General features: G+C 71.3%; 21 protein-coding genes. 13 read left to right on the top strand and 8 right to left on the bottom strand.

Annotated features, from left to right (window positions below):
- Positions 1 to 9: 9 nt before the first annotated feature.
- A complete protein-coding gene (locus tag ABEA24_RS45720; RefSeq protein ID WP_345440883.1) occupies positions 10 to 1482 on the top strand; it encodes a DHA2 family efflux MFS transporter permease subunit in 1473 nt (490 codons plus the stop codon).
- Positions 1483 to 1556: 74 nt separating this feature from the next.
- The gene (locus ABEA24_RS45715) at positions 1557 to 2528 is read left to right on the top strand and encodes a TIGR03564 family F420-dependent LLM class oxidoreductase (protein WP_345440880.1); all 972 of its coding nucleotides are present in this window, start codon (positions 1557 to 1559) and stop codon (positions 2526 to 2528) included.
- Here the strand turns inward: ABEA24_RS45715 and ABEA24_RS45710 are convergent.
- Both ABEA24_RS45710 and ABEA24_RS45705 read right to left on the bottom strand, forming a co-directional pair.
- Complete coding sequence (locus ABEA24_RS45710; protein WP_345440877.1) at positions 2490 to 2672, bottom strand: hypothetical protein; 183 nt, start codon at positions 2670 to 2672, stop codon at positions 2490 to 2492. The two genes, ABEA24_RS45715 and ABEA24_RS45710, sit on opposite strands and share 39 nt — an antisense overlap.
- 62 nt (positions 2673 to 2734) lie before the next feature.
- Positions 2735 to 3403 carry a DNA-binding response regulator gene (locus tag ABEA24_RS45705; protein WP_345440874.1) on the bottom strand — a complete coding sequence of 223 codons (669 nt, stop codon included), beginning with the start codon at positions 3401 to 3403 and terminating at the stop codon, positions 2735 to 2737.
- A gap of 95 nt (positions 3404 to 3498) precedes the next feature.
- Here ABEA24_RS45705 and ABEA24_RS45700 point away from each other — a divergent pair, with 95 nt between their 5' ends.
- From ABEA24_RS45700 to ABEA24_RS45690, 3 genes are all read left to right on the top strand, one after another.
- The gene (locus ABEA24_RS45700) at positions 3499 to 4374 is read left to right on the top strand and encodes an oxidoreductase (RefSeq protein ID WP_345440871.1); all 876 of its coding nucleotides are present in this window, start codon (positions 3499 to 3501) and stop codon (positions 4372 to 4374) included.
- Between the two features lie 191 nt (positions 4375 to 4565).
- Complete coding sequence (locus tag ABEA24_RS45695) at positions 4566 to 5708, top strand: methyltransferase domain-containing protein (RefSeq protein ID WP_345440868.1); 1143 nt, start codon at positions 4566 to 4568, stop codon at positions 5706 to 5708.
- 186 nt (positions 5709 to 5894) lie between these two features.
- Positions 5895 to 6785 carry a glycoside hydrolase family protein gene (locus tag ABEA24_RS45690; protein ID WP_345440865.1) on the top strand — a complete coding sequence of 297 codons (891 nt, stop codon included), beginning with the start codon at positions 5895 to 5897 and terminating at the stop codon, positions 6783 to 6785.
- Here the strand turns inward: ABEA24_RS45690 and ABEA24_RS45685 are convergent.
- On the bottom strand, positions 6772 to 7686 hold the full coding sequence (locus ABEA24_RS45685; RefSeq protein WP_345440863.1) for a sulfotransferase family protein: 915 nt from the start codon (positions 7684 to 7686) through the stop codon (positions 6772 to 6774). The genes ABEA24_RS45690 and ABEA24_RS45685 overlap by 14 nt on opposite strands.
- A gap of 105 nt (positions 7687 to 7791) precedes the next feature.
- Positions 7792 to 8544 (bottom strand): sulfite exporter TauE/SafE family protein, encoded by a 753-nt coding sequence (locus ABEA24_RS45680; RefSeq protein WP_345440860.1) that lies wholly within the window; start codon positions 8542 to 8544, stop codon positions 7792 to 7794.
- A 137-nt stretch (positions 8545 to 8681) separates the two neighbouring features.
- Between ABEA24_RS45680 and ABEA24_RS45675 the strand changes: the two genes are divergently transcribed.
- The 3 genes from ABEA24_RS45675 to ABEA24_RS45665 all read left to right on the top strand — a co-directional run bounded on the left by ABEA24_RS45675 (position 8682) and on the right by ABEA24_RS45665 (position 13115).
- Entirely contained in the window at positions 8682 to 11906 is a 3225-nt protein-coding gene (locus tag ABEA24_RS45675) for an AfsR/SARP family transcriptional regulator (RefSeq protein ID WP_345440858.1), read from the top strand.
- A 32-nt stretch (positions 11907 to 11938) separates the two neighbouring features.
- Entirely contained in the window at positions 11939 to 12739 is an 801-nt protein-coding gene (locus ABEA24_RS45670) for a group II truncated hemoglobin (protein ID WP_345440856.1), read from the top strand.
- A 91-nt stretch (positions 12740 to 12830) separates the two neighbouring features.
- Entirely contained in the window at positions 12831 to 13115 is a 285-nt protein-coding gene (locus ABEA24_RS45665; protein ID WP_345440854.1) for a GNAT family N-acetyltransferase, read from the top strand.
- Positions 13116 to 13163: 48 nt separating this feature from the next.
- Here ABEA24_RS45665 and ABEA24_RS45660 read toward each other — a convergent pair whose 3' ends face one another.
- Complete coding sequence (locus tag ABEA24_RS45660; protein ID WP_345440852.1) at positions 13164 to 13892, bottom strand: acyltransferase; 729 nt, start codon at positions 13890 to 13892, stop codon at positions 13164 to 13166.
- Positions 13893 to 14028: 136 nt separating this feature from the next.
- Positions 14029 to 14643: a hypothetical protein gene (locus ABEA24_RS45655; RefSeq protein WP_345440850.1), complete on the bottom strand. Its 615-nt coding sequence runs from the start codon at positions 14641 to 14643 to the stop codon at positions 14029 to 14031.
- A gap of 210 nt (positions 14644 to 14853) precedes the next feature.
- Here ABEA24_RS45655 and ABEA24_RS45650 point away from each other — a divergent pair, with 210 nt between their 5' ends.
- A complete protein-coding gene (locus tag ABEA24_RS45650; RefSeq protein ID WP_345440849.1) occupies positions 14854 to 15372 on the top strand; it encodes a peptidylprolyl isomerase in 519 nt (172 codons plus the stop codon).
- Positions 15373 to 15404: 32 nt separating this feature from the next.
- A complete protein-coding gene (locus ABEA24_RS45645) occupies positions 15405 to 16292 on the top strand; it encodes a rhomboid family intramembrane serine protease (protein ID WP_345440848.1) in 888 nt (295 codons plus the stop codon).
- A gap of 178 nt (positions 16293 to 16470) precedes the next feature.
- Here the strand turns inward: ABEA24_RS45645 and ABEA24_RS45640 are convergent, their stop codons facing one another.
- The gene (locus ABEA24_RS45640; protein WP_345366451.1) at positions 16471 to 16728 is read right to left on the bottom strand and encodes a cell division protein CrgA; all 258 of its coding nucleotides are present in this window, start codon (positions 16726 to 16728) and stop codon (positions 16471 to 16473) included.
- Between the two features lie 122 nt (positions 16729 to 16850).
- Between ABEA24_RS45640 and ABEA24_RS45635 the strand changes: the two genes are divergently transcribed.
- From ABEA24_RS45635 to ABEA24_RS45625, 3 genes are read left to right on the top strand one after another with little or no spacing between them, the layout of a single operon-like run.
- Positions 16851 to 17630 carry a DUF881 domain-containing protein gene (locus ABEA24_RS45635; RefSeq protein WP_345440845.1) on the top strand — a complete coding sequence of 260 codons (780 nt, stop codon included), beginning with the start codon at positions 16851 to 16853 and terminating at the stop codon, positions 17628 to 17630.
- Complete coding sequence (locus tag ABEA24_RS45630) at positions 17611 to 18264, top strand: class E sortase (protein WP_345440842.1); 654 nt, start codon at positions 17611 to 17613, stop codon at positions 18262 to 18264. Before ABEA24_RS45635 ends, ABEA24_RS45630 begins: the two co-directional genes overlap by 20 nt.
- Positions 18265 to 18471, top strand: a complete 207-nt coding sequence (locus ABEA24_RS45625; RefSeq protein ID WP_345440840.1) for a hypothetical protein — start codon at positions 18265 to 18267, stop codon at positions 18469 to 18471. It abuts the gene before it with no gap.
- 324 nt (positions 18472 to 18795) lie between these two features.
- Here ABEA24_RS45625 and pknB read toward each other — a convergent pair whose 3' ends face one another.
- Positions 18796 to 20583: a Stk1 family PASTA domain-containing Ser/Thr kinase gene (pknB, locus tag ABEA24_RS45620; protein ID WP_345440838.1), complete on the bottom strand. Its 1788-nt coding sequence runs from the start codon at positions 20581 to 20583 to the stop codon at positions 18796 to 18798.
- Positions 20584 to 20600: the final 17 nt, after the last annotated feature.

Genomic DNA, 20600 nt, shown 5'->3' with positions numbered 1-20600 from the left:
GGAACGGCGTTGACCGCACACGAAGGCGCAACGAAGGCCGGGTCGTCCGTGGCCGCAGGCACCCGGTCGAGCCGGGCAGCGTTGCTCGCAGTGACCTGCCTGGGCCAGTTCATGGTGCTGCTCGACAGCACGATCGTCGGCGCGGCGCTCCCCGATATGCAGCAGCGGCTGCACACTCAGCTGAACGGTCTGCAATGGATCGTCGACGCCTACGTGCTGCTGGTCGCCATGCTGTTGCTGTCCGGCGGCGTCTTCGCCGACCGCTTCGGCCGCAAGCGGGTGTTCCTGGCCGGTGTCGTGGTGTTCACCCTTGCGTCCGTGCTGTGCTCCGTCGCGCCCTCGATCGGCTGGCTGATCACCGGACGGGTGGTGCAGGGCATCGGGGCCGCGGCGCTGAGCCCCGCCTCGCTGGCCCTGCTCGCCGCTGCGTATCCCGTTCCGCAGGAACGAGTCAAGGCGATCGGGCTGTGGGCCGGATTCAGCGGAATCGGCCTGGCCGCCGGCCCGCTGGCCGGTGGCGTTCTGGTGGACGCCTACGGGTGGCCCGCCATCTTCCTCGTTAACGCGCCCATCGGCGCGGTCCTTTTGCTCGCCGGTCTGCGCGTCCTGGGCGAGTCCCGCAACCCGAGCGCGCCGGCGATCGACATCCCGGGGACGGTCCTGTCCGTCCTGGGCGTCGGGGCGCTGACCTATGGGCTGATCGAGGGCGGTTCCCGTGGCTGGACCTCGCCGGTGATCCTGGGGAGCTTCGCCGCCGCGGTGGTGATCCTCGCCGTCTTCGTCGCCGTCGAGGGACGTCGTTCGACGCCGATGCTGCCGCTGCGGCTGTTCCGGCAGCGGCTGTTCACGGTGTCCAACACGGCGATGGTCGTGGTGGGTTTCGCGCTCATGGGGTCGTCCTTCTTCTTCTCCCAGTTCTTCGTGTACGTCCAGGGCAGTTCGGTTCTGCGCGCCGGCCTGCAGACCCTGCCCGCCTCCCTCGGCATGGTGATCGTCAGTCCGTACGCGGGCCGGCTCGCCGCCAGGTACGGCTTCCGGATCGTGGTCACCATCGGCCTGGCGCTGGCCGGACTGGGGCTGCTGGCACTGGGCTTCACGCACGCGGACACCGGCTACGGGAACGTGTGGTGGCGGCTGGCGATCGTCGGCATCGGTTTCGCTCTGACCATGTCCCCGCTGACCGGCGCCGCCATCCAGGCCGTAAGCCCGCAGGAGGGAGGCCTCGCTTCGGGCATCAGCAGCACCACCCGGCAGATCGGCGCGGTGCTCGGCGTGGCCGTGCTCGGAGCCATCGTCCGCACCCGGCAATCCGGTGGCGCGTCCTTCGAGGCCGGCCTGGGCAGCGCCTTCGTCGCGGCCGGCGTCGTCACCCTGGCCGGCGCCGTGTTCACCGGCCTGTGGCTGGTGAAGTCCAGGCCCGCGGAGGTCTCCGCGCCGCAGGCACGACCCGCCGACTCGCCCACCGCCACGACACCGTCCTGACCCGCCCGGTCGAGACGGCCACGCAACGACCTCGAGACATTTCGCAGAGCCATTCGAACAGATGGAGGGATCCGATGAGCATCGGGATCGCGCTACCCGCCGGGCCGGACGGCATCGCGGCGGCGACGAACGCCGTCGACACGATGGCCGACGAGGCGAGACAGGCGGCCGCCGCCGGGCTGGACGAGGTCTGGTTCTCCCAGCGGCTCGACGTCGACGCGATCGCCGTCGCCGGTCTCGTGGGCCGGGAGGTGCCCGGCATTCGGGTCGGCACCTCGGTCGTGCCCATCTACCCGCGCCACCCGATCGTGCTGGCAGGCCAGGCGCAGACGGCGCAGGCGGCGACCGGCGGCCGCTTCACCCTCGGCGTCGGCCTGTCCGCCGAGCGGATGGTCACCGACGTCTTCGGAGTCCCGTACGACCGGCCGATCCGCCACCTGCGCGACCACCTCACGGCCCTGACCTCCCTGCTCGCCGACGGTACGGCCGACGTACACGGGCCGACGCTCACCGCGGACACCGGCGAACACTGGTCGGCGCGCGTTCCCGGCGCGGAGCCCCCGGTGCCCGTCATCGTGGCCGCGATGGGGCCGCAGGCCCTGCGGGCGACCGGCGAACTCGCCGACGGCACCCTGCCCTACCTCGTCGGCCCCAAGACGATCGCCGACCACATCCTGCCGATCATCACCGAGGCGGCCGAGGCCGCCGGCCGGCCGGCTCCCCGGATCATCGCGGCCTTCCCCGGCGTGGTCACCGCCGATCCCGCGGCGACCCGGGCCCGGGCGGAGCAGGTGCTGGGCTTCTACGCGACGATCCCGTCGTATCGCGCCGTGCTCGACCGCGAAGGCGTCGCGCACCCGGCCGACCTCGCGGCGATCGGCGACGAGGACACGGTCGCCGAGCGCGTCGAGGCGTACTTCGCCGCAGGGGCCACCGACGTCCTGGTCACCAACACCGGCCTCGGCACGCCCGAGGACCGGCTGGGAACCTGGGAGCTCCTGGGCCGCCTAGCCCGGACCCGCCACCGGCCCGCGCCCGACCGGTGACGCCCACGCGGCGCACAACGGACGGCGCCCGCCGAGGGCGTCGGCGTCCTGCCGGGCGATGTCGCCGAGGGCGTCGGCGTCCTGCCAGGTGATGTCGCCGAGGGTGTCGGCGTGCTGCCGGGGATGCCGCGATGGTGTCGGCATGGTGCCGCCAAGGGCGCCGGTGTCCTGCCGGGTGATGCCGCCGACGCGGCCCTGCGCCTCCGTCAGGGGATGAGGCCGAACTCGCCGGCGTGCACGCCGGCCTGGAAACGGGACTCGGACCCCAGCAGCCGCATCAGCTCGGCCACGCGCCGCCGGTACGTCCGCAGCGAGAGCCCCAGCCGCCGGGCGGCGACCTCATCGGTGAGCCCGTCGCCGAGCGCCTGCAGGATCCGCCTGCCCTCCGCGTCCACCTGGGGCGCGTCGCGGTGCAGATACGCGGTGATCTCGGTCGCGGCCTCCCAGGTGGCCTCGACCAGGGACAGCACACCGCTGATGAGGGTCGGCGACGTGGTGACGGTGAACTCCCGGTCGCCGGCCATGACGGTGCCCGCGAGGATCATGACCCGCCGATCGATGATGATCGTCTCGTGCGGCAGGCCCGTGGCGCAGATGCGCACCCGCGCGCCCATGCCCGCGACCGCGAGCAGGTGATCCCGCTGCTCCTCGTTCGCCAGCGCGGCGGGCGTGTACAGCTTGCGCACCACCACTTCGCCCTCGGTGAGCTGCGGACGCATCCGGGCGGTGATCGCCTTGCGGGTGTCGCGGTGCGACCAAGTGTCCATGTCCGTGGCCGCGCAGATGAACTCCGACGTCACGCCGGTGAACAGATGGGCGGTCCGGGCGCTGAGCTCGCGCTCTCCCCGGACCGTGATGACCTGATCGCTCGTCACCCCATCAAGTCTCCGTGATCCCGGCTCGGCGCGGCAAATGGCAGGTTGCTGCCAGCCGTTGGCCCAGGGCCGGAGGGCGGCGTCAGGGTGGAGACATGACGACGAATCTGACGGCCGCCGCGGGCGGCGACTTCCTTCTCGGCGGTGACCTGCGCGTCAACCGGCTCGGCTTCGGTGCGATGCGACTCCCCACGGGCACCTTCGCCGGTCCGGCCCGTGACCCTGAGACCGGGATGGCGGTGCTGCGCCGCGCCGTGGAGCTGGGTGTTAACCACATCGACACGGCCGGCTTCTATGAGCGGGGTGACGTGCGTGCCCACGAGCTGATCCGCGAGGCACTGTCCCCGTACGCCGACGACCTGGTCATCGCGACGAAGGTCGGGCCGCTCCGGGGACCGGACGGGATCCCCAGCGGCGAGGCGACCCCCGATCAGCTGCGCGGCCTGGTCGAGGAGGACCTGCGACGGCTCGGCCTGGACCGCCTGGACCTGGTCTACCTCCGGGTCGGCGGCCTCACGCCCCCTGGCGGAGAGCCGATCGGCGAGCGGTTCGAGGTCCTGGCCGGGCTGCGCGAGGAGGGCCTGATCCGCCACCTCGGCGTCAGCAACGTGGACGCCGCGCAGTTCGCCGAGGCCCGTGCGATCGCCCCGGTCACGGCCGTGCAGAACCACTTCCACGTCCAGCACGGCGCCGACGGCGGGCTGCTCGCGCAGTGCGCGGAACTCGGCGTGGCGTTCGTGCCGTACTTCCCGCTCGGCGGCGGCGACCGGCCGCTCGACCGGGATCGGCTCGCGAAGGTCGGGGCCCGCCACCAGGCCACGCCTGAACAGGTGGCGCTGGCCTGGCTCCTGGCGGCCTCTCCCGTCATGCTCGCCATCCCCGGCACCGGGTCGCTCGATCACCTGGAGGAGAACGTCGCGGCCGCCGGCCTCCGCCTCACCGAGGAGGACCTCGCCGAGCTGACCGCGTGAACCGAACCTGCCAGGACGCCCCGCCGGGCTCGACCTGGTGGGGCGTCGTCATGTCCGAAGGCGCAACCCGTCACCCATTACTCGCACTGTCATACGCCGCGTCCCACCGCGTCATATGTTGGTTTCCATGAGGTGGCCGCGCGGCGAGGGAATCGTGTCCAGGGCGACAAGGGCAAGGACAGCGGCGGTAAATGACCGACGCTGAAGCTCTGAACCGGCGGCTCGTCGACGAGTTGACGGCCGCCGGTGCGCTGCGCGACCAATGGCGCGCGGCGTTCCTGGCCGCCCCCAGGCACCTGTTCGTGCCCGGCGTCATCTGGGACGACGCCGACGGAGGCGTGTTGAGCCCGCGCCGACGCGATGAGGATCCTGCGGCCTGGCTGACGACCGTGTACACCAATGAGGCGATCGTCACGCAGGTCGACGATGGCACCACACAGGACGCCGGAACAGGCCGGCGGATCACCAGCTCGATCTCAAAGCCGTCCATCGTGGCGACGATGCTCGGCCACCTCGAGGTCGAGTACGGGATGCGGGTCCTGGAGATCGGCGCCGGTACCGGCTGGAACGCGGCCCTTCTCGTCTACGCGGTCGGTGAAGAGAACGTCACCACGATCGAGGTTGACGGTGATCTCGCCGAGCGCGCCCGTGAAACACTCGCCGGGGTCGGCGTGTCGGCTCTGGTGGTCACCGGCGACGGCGCGGACGGGTACGCGTCGGGCGCGCCGTACGACCGGGTCATCGCCACCGCGTCAGTGCGTGCCGTCCCCTATCAGTGGGTGGCGCAGACCCGGCCGGGCGGGGTGATCCTCACGCCGTGGGGCAATGCCTACGACAACGGTGCGCTGGCACGCCTGACGGTCGACGGCCACGGCGCGGCGTACGGTCCGTTCGTCGACAACACGGTGGCGTTCATGTGGGTGCGCGCGCAGCGTGTGCCACGCCCTGTGGTTCCGGCGGATCTGGCGGGCGCGGCCGAGTCGACCACGACCCTGCACCCGGACGCGGTCGCCTTCGACGACCACGACGCCACGTTCGCGGTCGGCCTGCGGGTCCCCGATGTGACGACGAAGTTCGAAGACGCCGATGACGGCGGCGACGACTTCACGTTCTGGGCGTTCTCCGGGCCGTCCTGGGCCCGCGTCGACGTCATCGACGGTGCGGGGACACACCGGGTGCGTCAGCAGGGGCCGCGCGCGCTGTGGACCGAGATCGAGGCCGCCTACCGGTGGTGGGACGAGACCGGACGTCCGCCGGCCGGCCTCTTCGGGCTCGCGGTCACCCCCGACCGCCAGTACGTGTACCTCGGCTCACCCGACAGCCCTGTCGCCTGACCGACCGGCTCGACGGTCGAGGGGTAGATTTTCACATAACCGCAGCTCAACGTCTTATTTACTTTCCATACTCGGTTACTGTGGTAATGGCCATCGCTCGAGGGCGGCGCCGAGGGGCGTCGCCTGGTTGGTCATCGCGCCCGTGCCGGTGCGGCCCCGTCGCCGGTGCGCTCAGAGGAGGACTCCATGCCGTTTCCCCTGCCGTCGTACGAGCGGTCCCGTGTCGTCGTCCCCCCGCCCCAGCAGGGCGGCGGGTACTGGGCGGGGGCGCCCAGCGCCTGCGTCGCGGACGGCGAGATCTACCTCGCGTACCGCCTGCGCCGCCCCATCGGGCAGGGCCGCGGGTACGCCGTGGTGGTCGCGCACGCGGTCGACGGCGAACGGCTGGAGACGCTGTGCGTCATCGACAGTGATCAGATGGCGGCCGAGTCGCTGGAGCGCCCCGCGCTCGTCGTGACCCCGGACGGCACCTGGCGCCTGTACCTGAGCTGCGCCACTCCGGGGACCAAGCACTGGCGGGTCGAGGTGCTGGAGGCGGCCGACCCGCGGTCGTTCGACCCGTCGACGGCCGAGGTGGTGCTTCCCGGCAGCGACCTGATCGGGGTCAAGGACCCGGTGATCCTCCGCCAGGGCGACAAGTGGCATCTGTGGGCGTCCTGCCACCCGCTCGCCGATCCGGAGGAGGCCGACCAGATGGTGACCGACTACGCGACCAGCGCCGACGGCCTGGAGTGGACGTGGCACGGCACGGTGCTGGCGGGCCGCCCCGGCCACTGGGACTCGCGGGGCGTGCGGATCTCGTCCGTGGTCACGGACGGCGGGGAGACCCTCGCCTACTACGACGGGCGGGCGAGCGCCGCGGAGAACTACGAGGAGCGGACCGGTGTCGCCATCGGTGACGGGTTCGGCGTGCTGGAGCAGCAGGGCACCGGCCCGGCGGCCGCCTCGCCGTACGCCGGCGGGGGTCTGCGCTACATGGTCGCCGTCCCCCTTCAGGACGCGGGTTGGCGGCTCTACTACGAGGCGACCCGTCCGGACGGTTCGCACGAGCTGCGTACCGAGCTCATCGCGGCCTGAGCCAGTCGCTGTAGTCCTCGCCCGTGATCTCTTCCAGAAGCCGGATGTCGTCGGCGAAGTAGGGGATCAGCTGCCGCCGGTCGTCCCAGGTCAGGGGCTGCCGGGGGCGCCGCTCGCGGTGCAGGGCGGCGAGCAGCGGACCGCGGGCCAGGCGGCGTACGGGCAGCGGCATCCGCCGGCCGATCCGGGTACCGGCGCGCAGCGCCTGCCGCAGGGCCCGGGTGCTCGGGGAGTCGGCGACGTGGTTGGTGACATTCTCGCGGGGGATCGAGTCGATCATTCCGGTGCGCACGCCGAGGAATTCGCAGATCCGGTCGAGCGTCGCCGCGGGCTCCGTGTGGATCCGTTTGTATCGGAGGACGAGGACCTGGTCGCGCGGGAACACCTTGTACAGGTGCTGGAGCTGCTCACCGTACTTTCCCAGGTCGACGTACCGCCAGAACGCCGCCCAGTCCGCCGCGATCCGCTCGGGTTCGGCGGCGCACGCGTCGACGACGTTGTCGATCGGCTCCAGGCCCGCCGACCACAGGTGTGTCCAGTTGGAGTGGGCGCGCTCCACCGGGTCCCGGATCAGGGCGATCATCTTGACGTCCGGGATCAGCGCGCGGATGCGGAGCTGCGCGTCCCGGTCGTGGAGGTAGAACGGCGTGCTCTCCCCGCGGAGGGTCCCCTCGGGGGCGTTCGCGAACAGCGCCTCGTAGTCCTCCCGCCGCCAGACGTGCTCGCGGTACGTCTGGGCGTCGCCGGGGCCGCCCCGCGTGGGCGGGGGCCCGTCGGTGAGGAAGAACTTCGGCTCCTTAACGCGGGACAGGAACAGATCGGGGTGGCGTGCCAGCGCGGCGTGCAGTGCCGTCGTGCCCGCCTTGGGAGCACCGATCACCAGGAAGCTCGGAAGCGCCATCCAGCCCTCCCCGTCAGGCGTCCACCGATGAGGTAATCATTCCATGCCTACCTAAAAACCGGGGAAATATACCTTATTGGCCGTACCGGGATTCCGGCTGGTCAGTCAGCCGTAGCTGTCGACGCCGAGCTTGATCGCGACGGCCACTCCGCACACGGCGACCAGGACGCGCAGCGCCTCACCGGGGAGACGGCGTACGAGGGAGGGGCCGATCCAGCCGCCCGCGAGGAATCCCGCCGCCAGCGGGAGGACGGCGTCCCACCGTACGGGCCCGAACAGCGCGAACCCCAGCGCGGCGACGCCGTTGGCCAGCCCGGCGACGGTGTTCTTGATCGCGTTGACGCGGACCAGCGGCAGGTCGATCATCGCGGCGAGCACGGCCAGCATCAGGATCCCGCCGGCCGCCCCGAAGTAGCCGGTGTAGATGGCGACCGTGAACAGTCCCAGGCGGAGCAGCCGGCTGTGCTCGCCTTTGGAACGTTCCGCGAGCCGTCCGACCTTCGGCTGCAGGAGCAGGATCAGGGACGCACCCGCGATCAGCCACGGCGCGATCAGCTCGAACATCCGCGCCGGCGTCACCAGCAACAGCACCGCGCCGGTGGCGCCACCGAGCGCGGTCAGCAGGCCCAGCCGCAGCACCCGGGCACGCTGCCCGGTGAGCTCCCGCTGCGAGCCGGCCGTGGCGCCCACCGCCGTGAACATCAGCGCCACCGTGTTCGTAACGTTGGCGCTGAGGGCCGGCAGTCCGAGTGCCAGCAGGGCCGGATAGGACACGATCGACGCGAGGCTCACCACGGTGCTGACCACCCCGGCGGCGAGGCCGACGCCGAACAGGATGGGCAGGTGAGCGCTGATCACCCCAATACCCAAGCACACCGGGTGACCGCCGGATGACCCGGGCGTCGGCGGTACTGCCTTCGCGATGTCCCACGTGCGGGCCGGCCCGCTGAACGGATGCACGACCGTACGGTGCCGCGAATGGGGACAATGGCGACGTGCGCATCGCCATGCTCGGGCCGCTGGACGTGCGAGACGGCACCGGCCGACCCCTCGAGATCGGTGGCTCTCGGCTGCGCGCGCTGCTGGTCCGGTTGGCGCTCGAGACGGGCCGTACGGTCCCGGTCGAGCGGCTGATCGAGGACCTGTGGGAGGGCACGGCGCCGGCCGGGGCGGTCAACGCGCTCCAGGCCCTGGTCTCCCGGCTGCGCGGCGTCGGTGGCCGGGACGCCGTCGTCTCGACGCCGGGCGGCTACCGGCTGACGGCCGATCCCGCGGGTGTCGACACCGTCGCCTTCGAGCGTCTCGTCACGGCGGCCCGCGCCGAGGGCGATCCGGCACGCCGGGCGGAACTGCTGCGCGAGGCCCTCGGCCTGTGGCGCGGCCCGGCGCTCGCCGACGTCGCGGACATGGCCTTCGCCGCTGGTCCGATCACGCGCCTGGAGGAACTGCGGGTCTCCGCCCTCGAGGATCGCGTCGACGCGGAACTCGCCCTCGGCGACGGGGCCGGGCTGGTCCCCGAGCTCGAAGAGCTCGCCGTACGGCATCCCCTGCGCGAACGCCTGTGCGGTCAGCTCATGCGGGCGCTGTGCACGGCCGGCCGGCGTGCCGACGCGCTGGCCCTGTACGAGCAGACGCGGCGGGAGCTGGCCGACGCGCTGGGCGTCGACCCGTCGCCGCAGCTGGCAGCGGTCCACCTGGCGATCCTGCGCGGCGAGACCGGCGAGCCGGTGCACGGAGGTCCGCTGGCACCGGTCAAGCGCACCGCGCGGGACGCATCACCGGACGGGCGTCCCGACCGGCCGAAAGGCAGGCTGCCGGCCCAGCTCACGAGCTTCGTGGGCCGGGATCGCGAACTGGACCGCGTCGGTGAGCTGCTCGCCGGGTCCCGGCTCGTCACGCTGACCGGACCCGGCGGAGCGGGCAAGACCCGCCTGGCGATCGAGGCCGCGACCAGGGCGATCTCGGCCGCGCCGGACGGTGTCTGGTTCGTCCCCCTCGCTCCGGTACGGGACGCGGCCGACGTGCCGCAGGCCGTAGTGGTGGCGATGGGCATCGCGGAGCCGGTCCGGCTGATCGACGCGAAGGAGATCGTCTGGCCGCTGGACCGGCTCGTCGACGTCCTCGCGGACAAGCGGCTGCTCCTCGTGCTGGACAACTGCGAGCACCTGGTCGAGGCGACCGCGCGGCTGGCGGATCGGGTGCTGGCCGCGGCGCCGGGCGTGCGGATCCTGATCACCAGCCGCGAACCCCTGGGCATCACCGGCGAGTCCCTGTGTCCGGTGCCCTCCCTGCCGTTGCCTCCGGCGGACGCCGGCGTCGAGACGGCCCTGACGCATGACGCGATCCGGCTGTTCGCCGAACGGGCGGCGGCCGTCCGGCCCGGCTTCACGGTCGACGCGGAGACCGTCGGGCCCGTCGTCCAGGTGTGCCGGGCCCTCGACGGCATCCCGCTCGCGATCGAGCTGGCCGCCGCCCGGCTTCGGGCGCTGACACCCGCGCAGGTGGCGGCCCGGCTCGACGACCGGTTCCGGTTGCTGACCGTCGGCAGCCGTACGGCGCTGCCACAGCACCGGACGCTGCGCGCGATCGTGGACTGGAGCTGGGAACTGCTGGGCGACGCCGAACGCCGGGTGCTGCGGCGGCTCTCGGTGTTCACCGGGGGCGTCACGCCGGAGGCGGCCGACCAGGTCCTCGGCGACGACGTCATCGACCTGATCGCCTCCCTGGTCGACAAGTCGCTCGTGGTCGCGGAGGGCGACACCGAGGTCCGGTACCGCCTGTTGGAGACCGTACGGGCGTACGCGGCCGAACGCCTCGCCGAGGCGGGCGAGGAGAAATCGTTGAAGGACGCGCACGCCGCGTACTTCCTGGATCTCGCCGAGCGGGCGGAGCCGGAGCTGCGGCGTCGCGATCAGCTGCACTGGACCGCGCGCCTGAGCGCCGAGCGCGACAACTGCAACGCGGCGCTACGCCATGCGGTCGATACCCGTGACGTGCCGACGGCCGTCCGTCTCGTCGGTGCGCTGGTGTGGCTCTGGGTCGTGCGGGACCTCGAGGCGGAGGCCGGCGGCTGGGCGGAGGAGGTCTGGGCGATCACCGACGGCCGTGCGCCGGAGGGCGCCGAGGAGGCCTACGCCATCTGCGCCTTCACGGCCGCGCTCGTGCGGGAGATGTCCCGCAGCGACGGACCGCGGGCGGAGGCCCTGCGTGTGGCGCTGGCGGAGGCGGCCTCCTACGTCCCCGACCGCCCGGCCCATCCGGTGCTGGCGCTCGGCCGGCCGCTCACCGCCCTGTTCGGCGGCGACGTCGAGGGCTGCCTGCGCGGGCTGCGGGCGATCGCCGATCATCCGGATCCCTGGACCCGGGCGGTGGTGCGCACGTTCCGCGCGTACCTCGCGGCGAACCGGGGAGCGGTCGACGAGTGCCACGCCGAGGCGGCGGAGGCGTACGCGGGCTTCCGGGAACTCGGCGAACGCTGGGGCATGGTCAGCTGCCTGGGCATCCTCGCGGAGGTCGCGCTGAGCCGAGACCGGCCCGGAGAGGCGATACCCGCCCTGCGGGAGGCCTACGGATACGCCGCCGAGGGGATCAGCCCGGATCAGGGGGCCATGCTGCTGGTCCAGCTCGGCAGGGCGTACGGCCAGGCGGGGGACGTCGAGCGGGCACGGGCCGAACTGCGGCAGGCGGTGCGGGCCGGCGAGCGGATCGGTGAGCACGGCCTCATCGCGTACGGCCACGTCTGGCTGAGCGAGCTCGCGCGTCGGGCCGGCGATCTGCGCGAGGCGAGGAACCTGCTGGAGCGGGCGCACGCGGCCATCGAGCCGAGGAAGGCCCGGGTCGATATGGGGACGTCCGCGGCGACGACGTTCGGCCGCCTCGGCTGCCTCGCCGAACAGGAGGGTGACCTGGAGGCCTCTGCCCGGTGGCACGCCGAGGCCCTGGCGATGCTCGTGGACATCGGAAGGCTGCCGATCGACCAGACGGTGGGACCCATCGTCGAGGGGATCGCGGCGCTGGCGGCGGCGCGCGGCGAGCACGCCAGGGCGGCGGAGCTCCTCGGGTGCGCGCACGCCCTGCAGGGCTTCGTCTCGCCGTGGAGCCTGGAGCACGACCGGGCCCGGGCCGCCGCGCTGGCCGCGCTCGGCGCCGACGCGTTCGAGGCGGCGTACGCGCGGGGCCGCCGGATCACGCGCGAGCAGGCGCTGACCCTCACGCCCTGATTCACCCCCATTGCGGGCGATTACATGATTACATGAGTACCTCATGGCCCTGCGGCTGGAGGAAGACCGTGATCGTCGAGTACATCCGTTACCGCGTCCCCGCCGATCTGCGCGACGAGTTCGAGGCGGCGTACGCGCGTGCCGCCGTGCCGCTCGGCGCGGCGCCCCAGTGCGTGGAGTACGAACTCACGCGGTGCACCGAGGACGAGCAGTCCTACATCCTGCGGATCGTCTGGACGTCCGAAGAGGACCATCTCACCGGGTTCCGGAAGAGCGAGCACTTCACGGCGTTCTTCGAGCAGATCCGGCCGTACGTCGACCGGATCGAGGAGATGCGGCACTACCGGCGCACCGCCGTGGCGGGCGCCGGCGGATCGGTGCCCACCCTGTACGACTGGGCCGGCGGAACGGAGGCCTTCGAGCGGCTCACCGCGGCGTTCTACCGCGAGGTCCTCAAGGACGACCTGGTCGGGCCGCTCTTCGCGCACATGGATCCCGGCCACCCGAAGTACGTCGCGATGTGGCTGAGCGAGGTGTTCGGCGGACCGGCGCGCTACACCGAGGAGCGTGGCGGCTACCACCACATGCTGAGCCGGCACCTGGGAAAGGGCATCACCGAGCGGCAGCGCCGTCGGTGGGTCGGGCTTCTCCTCGACGCCGCCGACGAGGTCGGTCTGCCGGACGACCCGGAGTTCCGGGCGGCGTTCGTCGGTTACCTCGAGTGGGGGACCCGTCTCGCTCTCGCCAACTCACAGCCGGACGCCCATCCCGTTCAGCAGGCGCCCGTGCCCCACTGGGGCTGGGGCGTCGCGCCGCCGTACCTCGGTGCGTGACCGATTCCCTTTTGGGGGCTTTCGCGCGGTACGTGACGCCTTCCGGAAGGCGGCATGATGGTGTCCGAGCAGCGACCGATGAGGGGGAACGATGGACGTCACGGTGACCCGCGCCGACGGCCGGTACGAGGCACGGGTGGGCGACCGGCCCGCCGGCCTCATGGACTACCGGGACGAGAACCGCCTCATCGTCATCACGCACACCGAGGTGGCGCCCGAGTTCGAGGGCCACGGAGTGGGCGGCGCGCTCGTCCGCACCGCGCTCGACGAGTGGCGGAAGGAGGGCCGGCGCGTGGTGCCGCTGTGCCCGTTCGCCAAGGCGTGGATCGAGCGGCACCCCGAGTACGCCGACCTCGTCGCCCGCAGCCACTCCTGATCGGACGCGCGCCGGTCGGTGCCCGTTGTCGGCGCCCGCGCGCGGCGGTCAGCTCGCCAGCTCGCCCCGCTTCGGGATCGGCGGCAGCTTGGCGAGGGCCGCCAGCGTCGCCTCGTCCAGCGGCGCCTCCGGCAGCGGCGGCCGCCAGCCGGTCTCCGGTTCGTAGCGCCGGACCACCTTGGCCGGCACGCCGGCGATGACGGCGTGGTCGGGGAACTCCCCGCGTACGACCGCACCCCCGGCGACGACGACGTTCCGGCCCAGGCGGGTGCCGGGCAGGACGATGGCGCCGGCGCCGAGCCAGCAGCCGTCGCCGATGACGACGGCGTCGTTGACCGGCCACTGGCGGCCCACCGGGACGTCCGGATCGGCGTAGCCGTGGTTCTGGTCGGTGATGTAGACGTACGGCCCGGTGAAGACGTCGTCGCCGATCTCGATCGACTCGTGACCGACGATGTGGCTGCCCCGTCCGATGGAGCAGGCCTTCCCGATCTTCACGATGGGGTCCGGGCCGAGGTCGAGGCCGGGGCCGAAGCCGGCCGAGATCGTGACGTGCACGCCGACGAGCGTGTCGTCGCCGATGTGGATCCAGGGTTCGCCGAACAGCGCACCCGTGGGGAAGCCGATGCAGACGCCCTTGCCCAGATGGCCGAACCGCCGGCCCGCGGGGGTGCTCGGAGTGATCTCGCCGTGCCGGCGGACCCACTCCCAGCCCCGGTGCAGGGCCACCGCGACCACTCTGCGGGTCGCGGAACCCAGCAACGACCTTAGCGACATGCCGGAAACGGTACGGCATGCGACGTCCGTCGTGATCTCCGTGCCGTGACTCGATCGAACGGCCGTGATCTCCGTGCCGTGGCTCGAACGGCGGCGAGCCCGGCCGGAAGCCGGGCTCGCCGCCGATCGGGATCCGTCAGGACGTGTGCGCGCGGTCCTCCGCGCCCTCGTCACCCGACACCGAGGCGAGACGCTCGGTCGGCGCCTCGGACTCGTCGACGTGCTTGCGCGCCATGTTGCGACGCGTCGCGATCGCACCGGCGGCGCCGAGGGCACCACCGACGGCCAGCAGCGCGGCCGCCATGCCGCGTCGGCCGGGCCGAGGCTGCGTCGGCTCGATCCGCCCGGCCATCCGGCGGAGCATCGAACCGACCCGGGGGCCCAGCTCCCCCTCGACGTACGCGCCGGCCCGGTCGAGCCGCGGTGCGCTCCAGACGCGGGCGTTCTGCACGCCCGTGGAGGCCATCTGGCGCGCCTGGCCCGCGGTGGGGCCGACCCGCTCCGCGGTCCGCTGAGCGGCGATCTGCGCCGTCTGCCTGGCGCTCTGAGCGGTCTGCCTGGCGCTCTGCGCCGTCTGCGCGGTCCGCTGAGCGGTCAGCTGCGCCGATCGGATGGCGCGCTTCTGCGCCCGGCTGAGCCCGGAGAGACGCAGCTGCCGCGCGCTGCGCAGGGCGCGTTTCTGCGCCTGGGTCAGCCGTGAGCCGCGTAGCTTGACCTGCGGCTTCTTACCGGTCATGGATCGTAGGGACATGGATACCCCTCCGTTATGTGCGGTCTCGACCAACCTCTTCCCTCGGCAGGCGATGTCAATCACCGGATCGGTGAGGATGGGGTTCGGCCACCTGCGACGGGTTGCGGTGGGGTCGTCCGGGCACCGGTGAAGGCAAGTAGCGTTGGCTTCCTCAGTGACGTATCCGACGCGCCCACCGAGGGCACACCCCGAAACAAGGAGGCGGTCTCCATGGCCGGAGAACTCATCGCGACCCTGAACACCAACCTGGGTCCCATCGTCATCCGCCTGTTCCCCGACAAGGCGCCCAAGACCGTCGATAATTTCGTCGGTCTCGCCGAGGGGACGATCGAGTGGACCCATCCCGAGACCGGAGTGCGGTCGACCGACCCGCTCTACAACGGCACGATCTTCCACCGGGTCATCGACGGCTTCATGATCCAGGGCGGCGACCCGCTCGGCCAGGGCTTCGGCGGCCCGGGCTATGAGTTCGAGGACGAGTTCCACAAGGAGCTGCGCTTCGACCGGCCGTACCTCCTGGCGATGGCCAACGCCGGAGCGAACACCAACGGCTCGCAGTTCTTCGTGACCGTCGTCCCGACCCCGCACCTGAACGGCCGCCACACGATCTTCGGCGAGGTCGTGCAGGGCTCCGAGGTCGTCGACGCGATCGCCAAGGCCGAAACGGGCCGGAACGACCGTCCGGCCAAGGACGTGGTTCTGGAATCGGTGACGATCGAGCGTCGTTAGACGGATAACCGGCCCACGACGAGAAGGCGACGATGAGCACCGATTCGCCGCAGCAGGCACCCGCTCCCGAGGCATCGATGTGCTATCGGCACCCGGACCGGGAGACGTACGTCCGCTGCACGCGCTGCGACCGGCCCATCTGCCCGGACTGCATGCGCGTCGCCTCGGTGGGGCACCAGTGCCCCGAGTGCGTCCGCGACGGCAACCGTACGGTGCGTGAGGCGCGTACGGTGTTCGGCGGCCGGGTGCGGGCCCGGCCGGTGGTGACGCTGACGCTCATCGGCCTGAACGTCCTCGCCTACATCGGCGAACTGGTGTCGCGGCCGTTCGTGGACCGGTTCGAGATGGTCGGCGGGATGACCGCGCACGGCAGGATCCCCGGCTTCGGCGTCGCCGACGGCGAGTGGTACCGCCTGATCACGGCGGCGTTCCTGCACATGCCGATGAACGCGGGCAGTTTCGGCATCACCCACATCCTGTTCAACATGTGGGCGCTGTGGGTGCTCGGCCCGCAGCTCGAGAACGTGCTCGGCCGGACACGGTTCACCGTGCTGTACGTCCTGTCGGCCGTCGGCGGGAACGTCCTGCTCTACCTCGTGGACCCGCAGCAGCCCGCCGTCGGCGCCTCCGGCGCGATCTTCGGGCTGTTCGCGGCGTTCTTCGTGGTCGGACGCCGGCTCGGGGTCGACACGCGCGGCATCGTCTTCCTCATCGTGATCAACCTGATGTTCACGTTCACCTTCTCCGGGATCTCCTGGGAAGGGCACGTCGGCGGGCTGGTCACCGGTGCGGTGCTCGCGGTGGCGTTCGCCTACGCCCCGCGGCAGCGGCAGAAGGCCGTACAGGTCGCCGCGTCGACCGTCGTGGCCGTACTGCTCGTGGTCCTGACCGCGGCGCAGACCGTCGCTCTCACGTCGTGAACCCTCTCCCGCGCGGGTCAAGAGGATCCGCGCGGGAGAGGACACGGCGCACCGAGCGACGAGGCTCCGGGCGGCCCGGCATGGTCCGCCCGCGACGAGCGGAGGAGACGAGCTGGGGATCAGTCCTGTGGATAACCCACAGGGCGATCCACAGCCTGTGGATAACCGTGTGGGGAAGTCAACGCCAGCGCGTCGACAGCACCACGCCGACCACGATCACGCCGAACCCGATCAGCAGGTTCCAGTTGCTCAGCGAGGTGATCAGCGGCACCGTCGCGCTGACACTCGCGGTGATGTAGTAGACCGCGATCCACGCGAGGCCGAGCAGCCAGCAGCCCACCATCGTCGGCACCAGCCACCGGGGGCTGACCGAGACCTTCTGCGAGCGCTGCGGCGGTGTGTAGACGGCCTTCTTGCGTACCTTCGACTTGGGCACGGTGGGTCTCTCCTCGGGGCGGAACGCGGCCGCACGCCGGGTCCGCGCATGGGTCAATTTGTCAGTTAGCGTAGTCGCTGGTGAGCAGCGTACGACCTTATTGGGGGCGGTGGGGTGTCGCGATGCGGCGAAAACCCGGCAGCGGCGGGATGAGCGGCCCCGGCCGGGCGTGGCGATACGCCATACCCGCCTTGACGATCTTCGCGGGCACCCTGTTCACGGCCAGCGCGAGCACCGCGCACGGAACGGACCTGCGCGGCGGCGGCCGTACGAAGATCACCGAGCTCATCGCCCAGGAACAGCGGCAGTATCAGGGCTCCCAGGCGCGTTATCGCCATCTGCGGCGGCAGGTGGAGGGCCTCGTACGAGCGGCCGGGCAGCGGGACGCCCGCGTGAAGGCGGCCCAGGAGAACGCCGACCGCCTCGCGGCCCGTACGGGCTTCGCACCGCTCACCGGACGAGGAGTTCGCGTCACCCTCGACGACGCGCCCGCCGGCCGGCGGATCCCCGGCGACCCCGGCCCCGACGACCTCGTCGTCCACCAGCAGGACGTCCAGGCCGTCGTCAACGCCCTGTGGACCGGCGGTGCCGCGGGCGTGCAAATAATGGACCAAAGATTGATCTCCACCAGCGCCGTCCGTTGCGTCGGCAATACGCTCATCCTCCAGGGCGTCGTCTACTCGCCGCCGTTCCGGATCAGCGCCACGGGCGATCCGGGAAGGCTGCAGGCGGCGCTCGACGCATCGCCGGCCATTCAGGTCTACCGGCAGTACGTCGCCGAATACGGACTCGGGTACACCGTGACGAGCCTCAAGAAGACCACGCTGCCCGCCTACACGGGCAACGTGCAGCCGAAGTACGCCACTGCCCTGGAGCCCGACGGTGCGAACACTCATCCGTAGCCTCGGCGAGCTGTGCATCACCGCCGGGGCCGTGCTGCTGCTGTTCGTCGCGTACGAGCTCTGGGGGACGGGCGCCTACACGCAGGCCCAGCAGCGCAAGCTGGACAGCGAGCTCAACCGCACCTGGGCGGCGCCGCGCCCCAGGACCCCGAGCGGCGCCGTGACGGCCGAACGCGTGCGTCTCGGCCACGGCCTGGCCCTGATCCGGATCCCCCGGCTCGGCAAGGGCTTCCACTACGTGATCATCGAGGGCGTCTCCGTCGCGGACCTGCGCAAGGGCCCCGGGCACTACCCGGGCACGGCGATGCCGGGGGGGATCGGCAACTTCGTCGTCTCCGGGCATCGGACGACCTACCTGGCGCCCTTCAACCACATCGACGAACTGCAGCCCGGCGACAAGATCCTCATCGACACCCAGGCCCGGCAGTACGTCTACCAGGTGACCGGCAAGAAGGTGGTCTCGCCCAGCGACGTCAGCGTCGCGGCCCCGGTGCCGGAGCACCCTTCCAAGGACCCGACCCAGCGGCTGATCACACTCACCACCTGTAATCCGAAGTACTCCGCGGCGCAGCGGCTCATCGTGTTCGGGCGGATGGTCGGCTCCATCCCACGGGTGAACGGAGCGAGTTCCTAGATGTACGGATGGCTGTGGCGGCGCCTGCCCGGCGGCACGGTGACGCGGGTCTACACCGCCGTGGTGGCCGTGCTCGCCGTCGGCGCCCTGCTCTGGTACGTCGTCTTCCCCTGGTTCGAACCGAAGATTCAGTTCGATCACGGGACGGTCGATGACGGCGGCACCTCGACTACGGCACCCCCGACCCCCGGTGCAAAACACCGGTAAAAAGAATATTGGGAGACCCTGTAACGCCATGGGCGGTAAGACGGATCTTCCGAGTGAGGGCTTCCGCCGTTGCCCCCGAGCGGCGGAAGCCCTCCCTCATGTCCACTCCCTGGCCGCCCTCCCGGTCCGGTACCGCGGCACGGTCCAGGGAAGCGTCGCGCCCCTACGGCGTCCCTGAAGCCGCCTCACGGCGCCCTGAGCGCCGAACCGTACGTGAGAGCCACCTTTGAGGGCATGCGCTCGCGCCGGGCGGCCTCACGGCCTGAAAACGAGCGGCGTCCCCGCCCCTGGAGGGGCGAGGACGCCGTTTCCGTCAGTGCTCCGTCAGAAGCCCGGCCAGTTGCCGCCTCCGGTGTCCGTCGGGTTCGGGCTGGTCGGGGGCTGCTGTGGCTGCTCCTTGGCGACGACCAATGTGACCGTGCTGTTCTTGTTGGCCGTGTCGCCCTCGTTCGGGTTCTGGTCGACGACCATCCCCGGGGTCTGCCCGGCCTGTGCGGGAACGGTGGTGATGCGGACCTTGAAACCGTTGCTCCTCAGGTCCGCCTTGGCGTCCTCGACCATCTTCCCGATCTCGCGCGGCACCACGGTCTTGCCGGGCCCGTCGGAGATGTACAGGGTGACCTCGGTGTCCTTGGCGACCTTCGAGCCGGAGTCCGGATCCGACTTGATCACGTTCCCCTTGGGCACGGTCGAGCTGTTCTGCTTCGGGGTGTCGCCGACCTTGAGGCCTTTACTCTCCAGGGCGCTCTTGGCCTCGTCCTCGCTCAGGCCTTGGACTTGGGGCACCGTCACCTTGGGCTTGCCGGTCGAGACGAACAGGGTGACCTGGGTGGTCGCCAGCTTGGTCTTGTCGATCTTGGTGTTCTCGTTCGGCGTGACGCTGATGACCTTGCCGCTGTCGACCTGGTCGCTCGACTTCTTCTTGGTCTTGATGTTGCCGTCGACGATGCCGATGCCCGTTAGCTGCTGCCTGGCGGCATCCTGATCGTTGCCGACGATGCCGGTGGGGATGGCGACCGTCTTGCTTTCGCCCGCGCCGCCGTTGCCGTTACTGAACATGAAGTACAGCGCCGTCACCGCGCCGGCGGTGAGCAGGCCGACGACCAGCCACAGCGCGACCTTCTTGCCGCGGCCCTCCGGCCGCTCCGGCTCTCCGTAGTTCACCGGAGGCAGGTCGTAGCCCATCGTCGTCGGGCGGGCCGCCTGGGTCGGCGGTCCGCCGTGCATGACCTGGGTGCCGCCGTTCATCGCCATGGTCGGGGCGGAGACCGGCATGCCCTGCAGGGCGCGCTGGATGTCGGCCCGCATCTCGGCCGCGCTCTGGTAGCGGTAGTTGGGGTCCTTCGTGAGCGCCTTCATGACGATCGCGTCGGCCCAGTGAGGGATGGACGGGTCGAAGTGCGACGGCGGCGACGGCTCTTCCCGAACGTGCTGGTAGGCGATGGCCACCGGGGAGTCGCCCTGGAACGGCGGCCGCCCGGTGAGCAGCTCGAACAGCACACAGCCGGTGGAGTAGAGGTCGCTGCGGGCGTCGACGCGCTCACCTCGCGCCTGCTCCGGCGAGAGGTACTGCGCGGTGCCGATGACCTGCGCCGTCGCGGTCATCGTCGCGGCGGAGTCGGCCATCGCGCGGGCGATGCCGAAGTCCATGACCTTGACCTCGCCGCCGGCGGTCAGCATCACGTTGGCCGGCTTGATGTCACGGTGCACGATCCCGCCGCGGTGGCTGTAGTCCAGCGCGCGCAGGATGCCGTCCGTCATCTCCATGGCCCGCTCGGGCGCCAGCTTGTGCTCGTCGCGCAGGACGTCGCGGAGCGTGCGGCCCTCGACGTACTCCATGACGATGAACGGGACGGGGTTGCCGTCGAGGACGTCCTCGCCCGTGTCGTACACGGCGATGACGGATGGGTGATTGAGTGATGCGGCGGACTGCGCCTCCCGGCGGAACCGCGCCTGAAACGTCGGATCCCGGGCCAGGTCGGCCCGAAGCGTCTTGATCGCTACAATTCGATCAAGACGGAGATCGCGAGCTCGGTAGACCTCGGCCATGCCACCACGCCCGATGACACCATCGAGCTCGTAGCGACCACCGAGTAGCCGAGGCTGAGTCATGTCTCGCACTTTCCCTC

Source organism: Actinoallomurus vinaceus, assembly GCF_039542055.1.
GTDB lineage: Bacteria > Actinomycetota > Actinomycetes > Streptosporangiales > Streptosporangiaceae > Actinoallomurus > Actinoallomurus vinaceus.
This window is presented reverse-complemented; position numbering and strand designations above follow the sequence as displayed.

What these genes read in the sequence shown, in the direction of transcription:
- ABEA24_RS45715 (WP_345440880.1), top strand. Translation starts at nt 1,557, where the DNA reads ATGAGCATCGGGATCGCGCTACCCGCCGGGCCGGACGGCATCGCGGCG.
- ABEA24_RS45710 (WP_345440877.1), bottom strand. Translation starts at nt 2,672, where the DNA reads ATGCCGACACCATCGCGGCATCCCCGGCAGCACGCCGACACCCTCGGC.
- ABEA24_RS45700 (WP_345440871.1), top strand. Translation starts at nt 3,499, where the DNA reads ATGACGACGAATCTGACGGCCGCCGCGGGCGGCGACTTCCTTCTCGGC.
- ABEA24_RS45695 (WP_345440868.1), top strand. Translation starts at nt 4,566, where the DNA reads ATGACCGACGCTGAAGCTCTGAACCGGCGGCTCGTCGACGAGTTGACG.
- ABEA24_RS45690 (WP_345440865.1), top strand. Translation starts at nt 5,895, where the DNA reads ATGCCGTTTCCCCTGCCGTCGTACGAGCGGTCCCGTGTCGTCGTCCCC.
- ABEA24_RS45685 (WP_345440863.1), bottom strand. Translation starts at nt 7,686, where the DNA reads ATGGCGCTTCCGAGCTTCCTGGTGATCGGTGCTCCCAAGGCGGGCACG.
- ABEA24_RS45670 (WP_345440856.1), top strand. Translation starts at nt 11,939, where the DNA reads ATGAGTACCTCATGGCCCTGCGGCTGGAGGAAGACCGTGATCGTCGAG.
- ABEA24_RS45665 (WP_345440854.1), top strand. Translation starts at nt 12,831, where the DNA reads ATGGACGTCACGGTGACCCGCGCCGACGGCCGGTACGAGGCACGGGTG.
- ABEA24_RS45660 (WP_345440852.1), bottom strand. Translation starts at nt 13,892, where the DNA reads ATGTCGCTAAGGTCGTTGCTGGGTTCCGCGACCCGCAGAGTGGTCGCG.
- ABEA24_RS45655 (WP_345440850.1), bottom strand. Translation starts at nt 14,643, where the DNA reads ATGTCCCTACGATCCATGACCGGTAAGAAGCCGCAGGTCAAGCTACGC.
- ABEA24_RS45650 (WP_345440849.1), top strand. Translation starts at nt 14,854, where the DNA reads ATGGCCGGAGAACTCATCGCGACCCTGAACACCAACCTGGGTCCCATC.
- ABEA24_RS45645 (WP_345440848.1), top strand. Translation starts at nt 15,405, where the DNA reads ATGAGCACCGATTCGCCGCAGCAGGCACCCGCTCCCGAGGCATCGATG.
- ABEA24_RS45635 (WP_345440845.1), top strand. Translation starts at nt 16,851, where the DNA reads ATGCGGCGAAAACCCGGCAGCGGCGGGATGAGCGGCCCCGGCCGGGCG.
- ABEA24_RS45625 (WP_345440840.1), top strand. Translation starts at nt 18,265, where the DNA reads ATGTACGGATGGCTGTGGCGGCGCCTGCCCGGCGGCACGGTGACGCGG.
- pknB (WP_345440838.1), bottom strand. Translation starts at nt 20,583, where the DNA reads ATGACTCAGCCTCGGCTACTCGGTGGTCGCTACGAGCTCGATGGTGTC.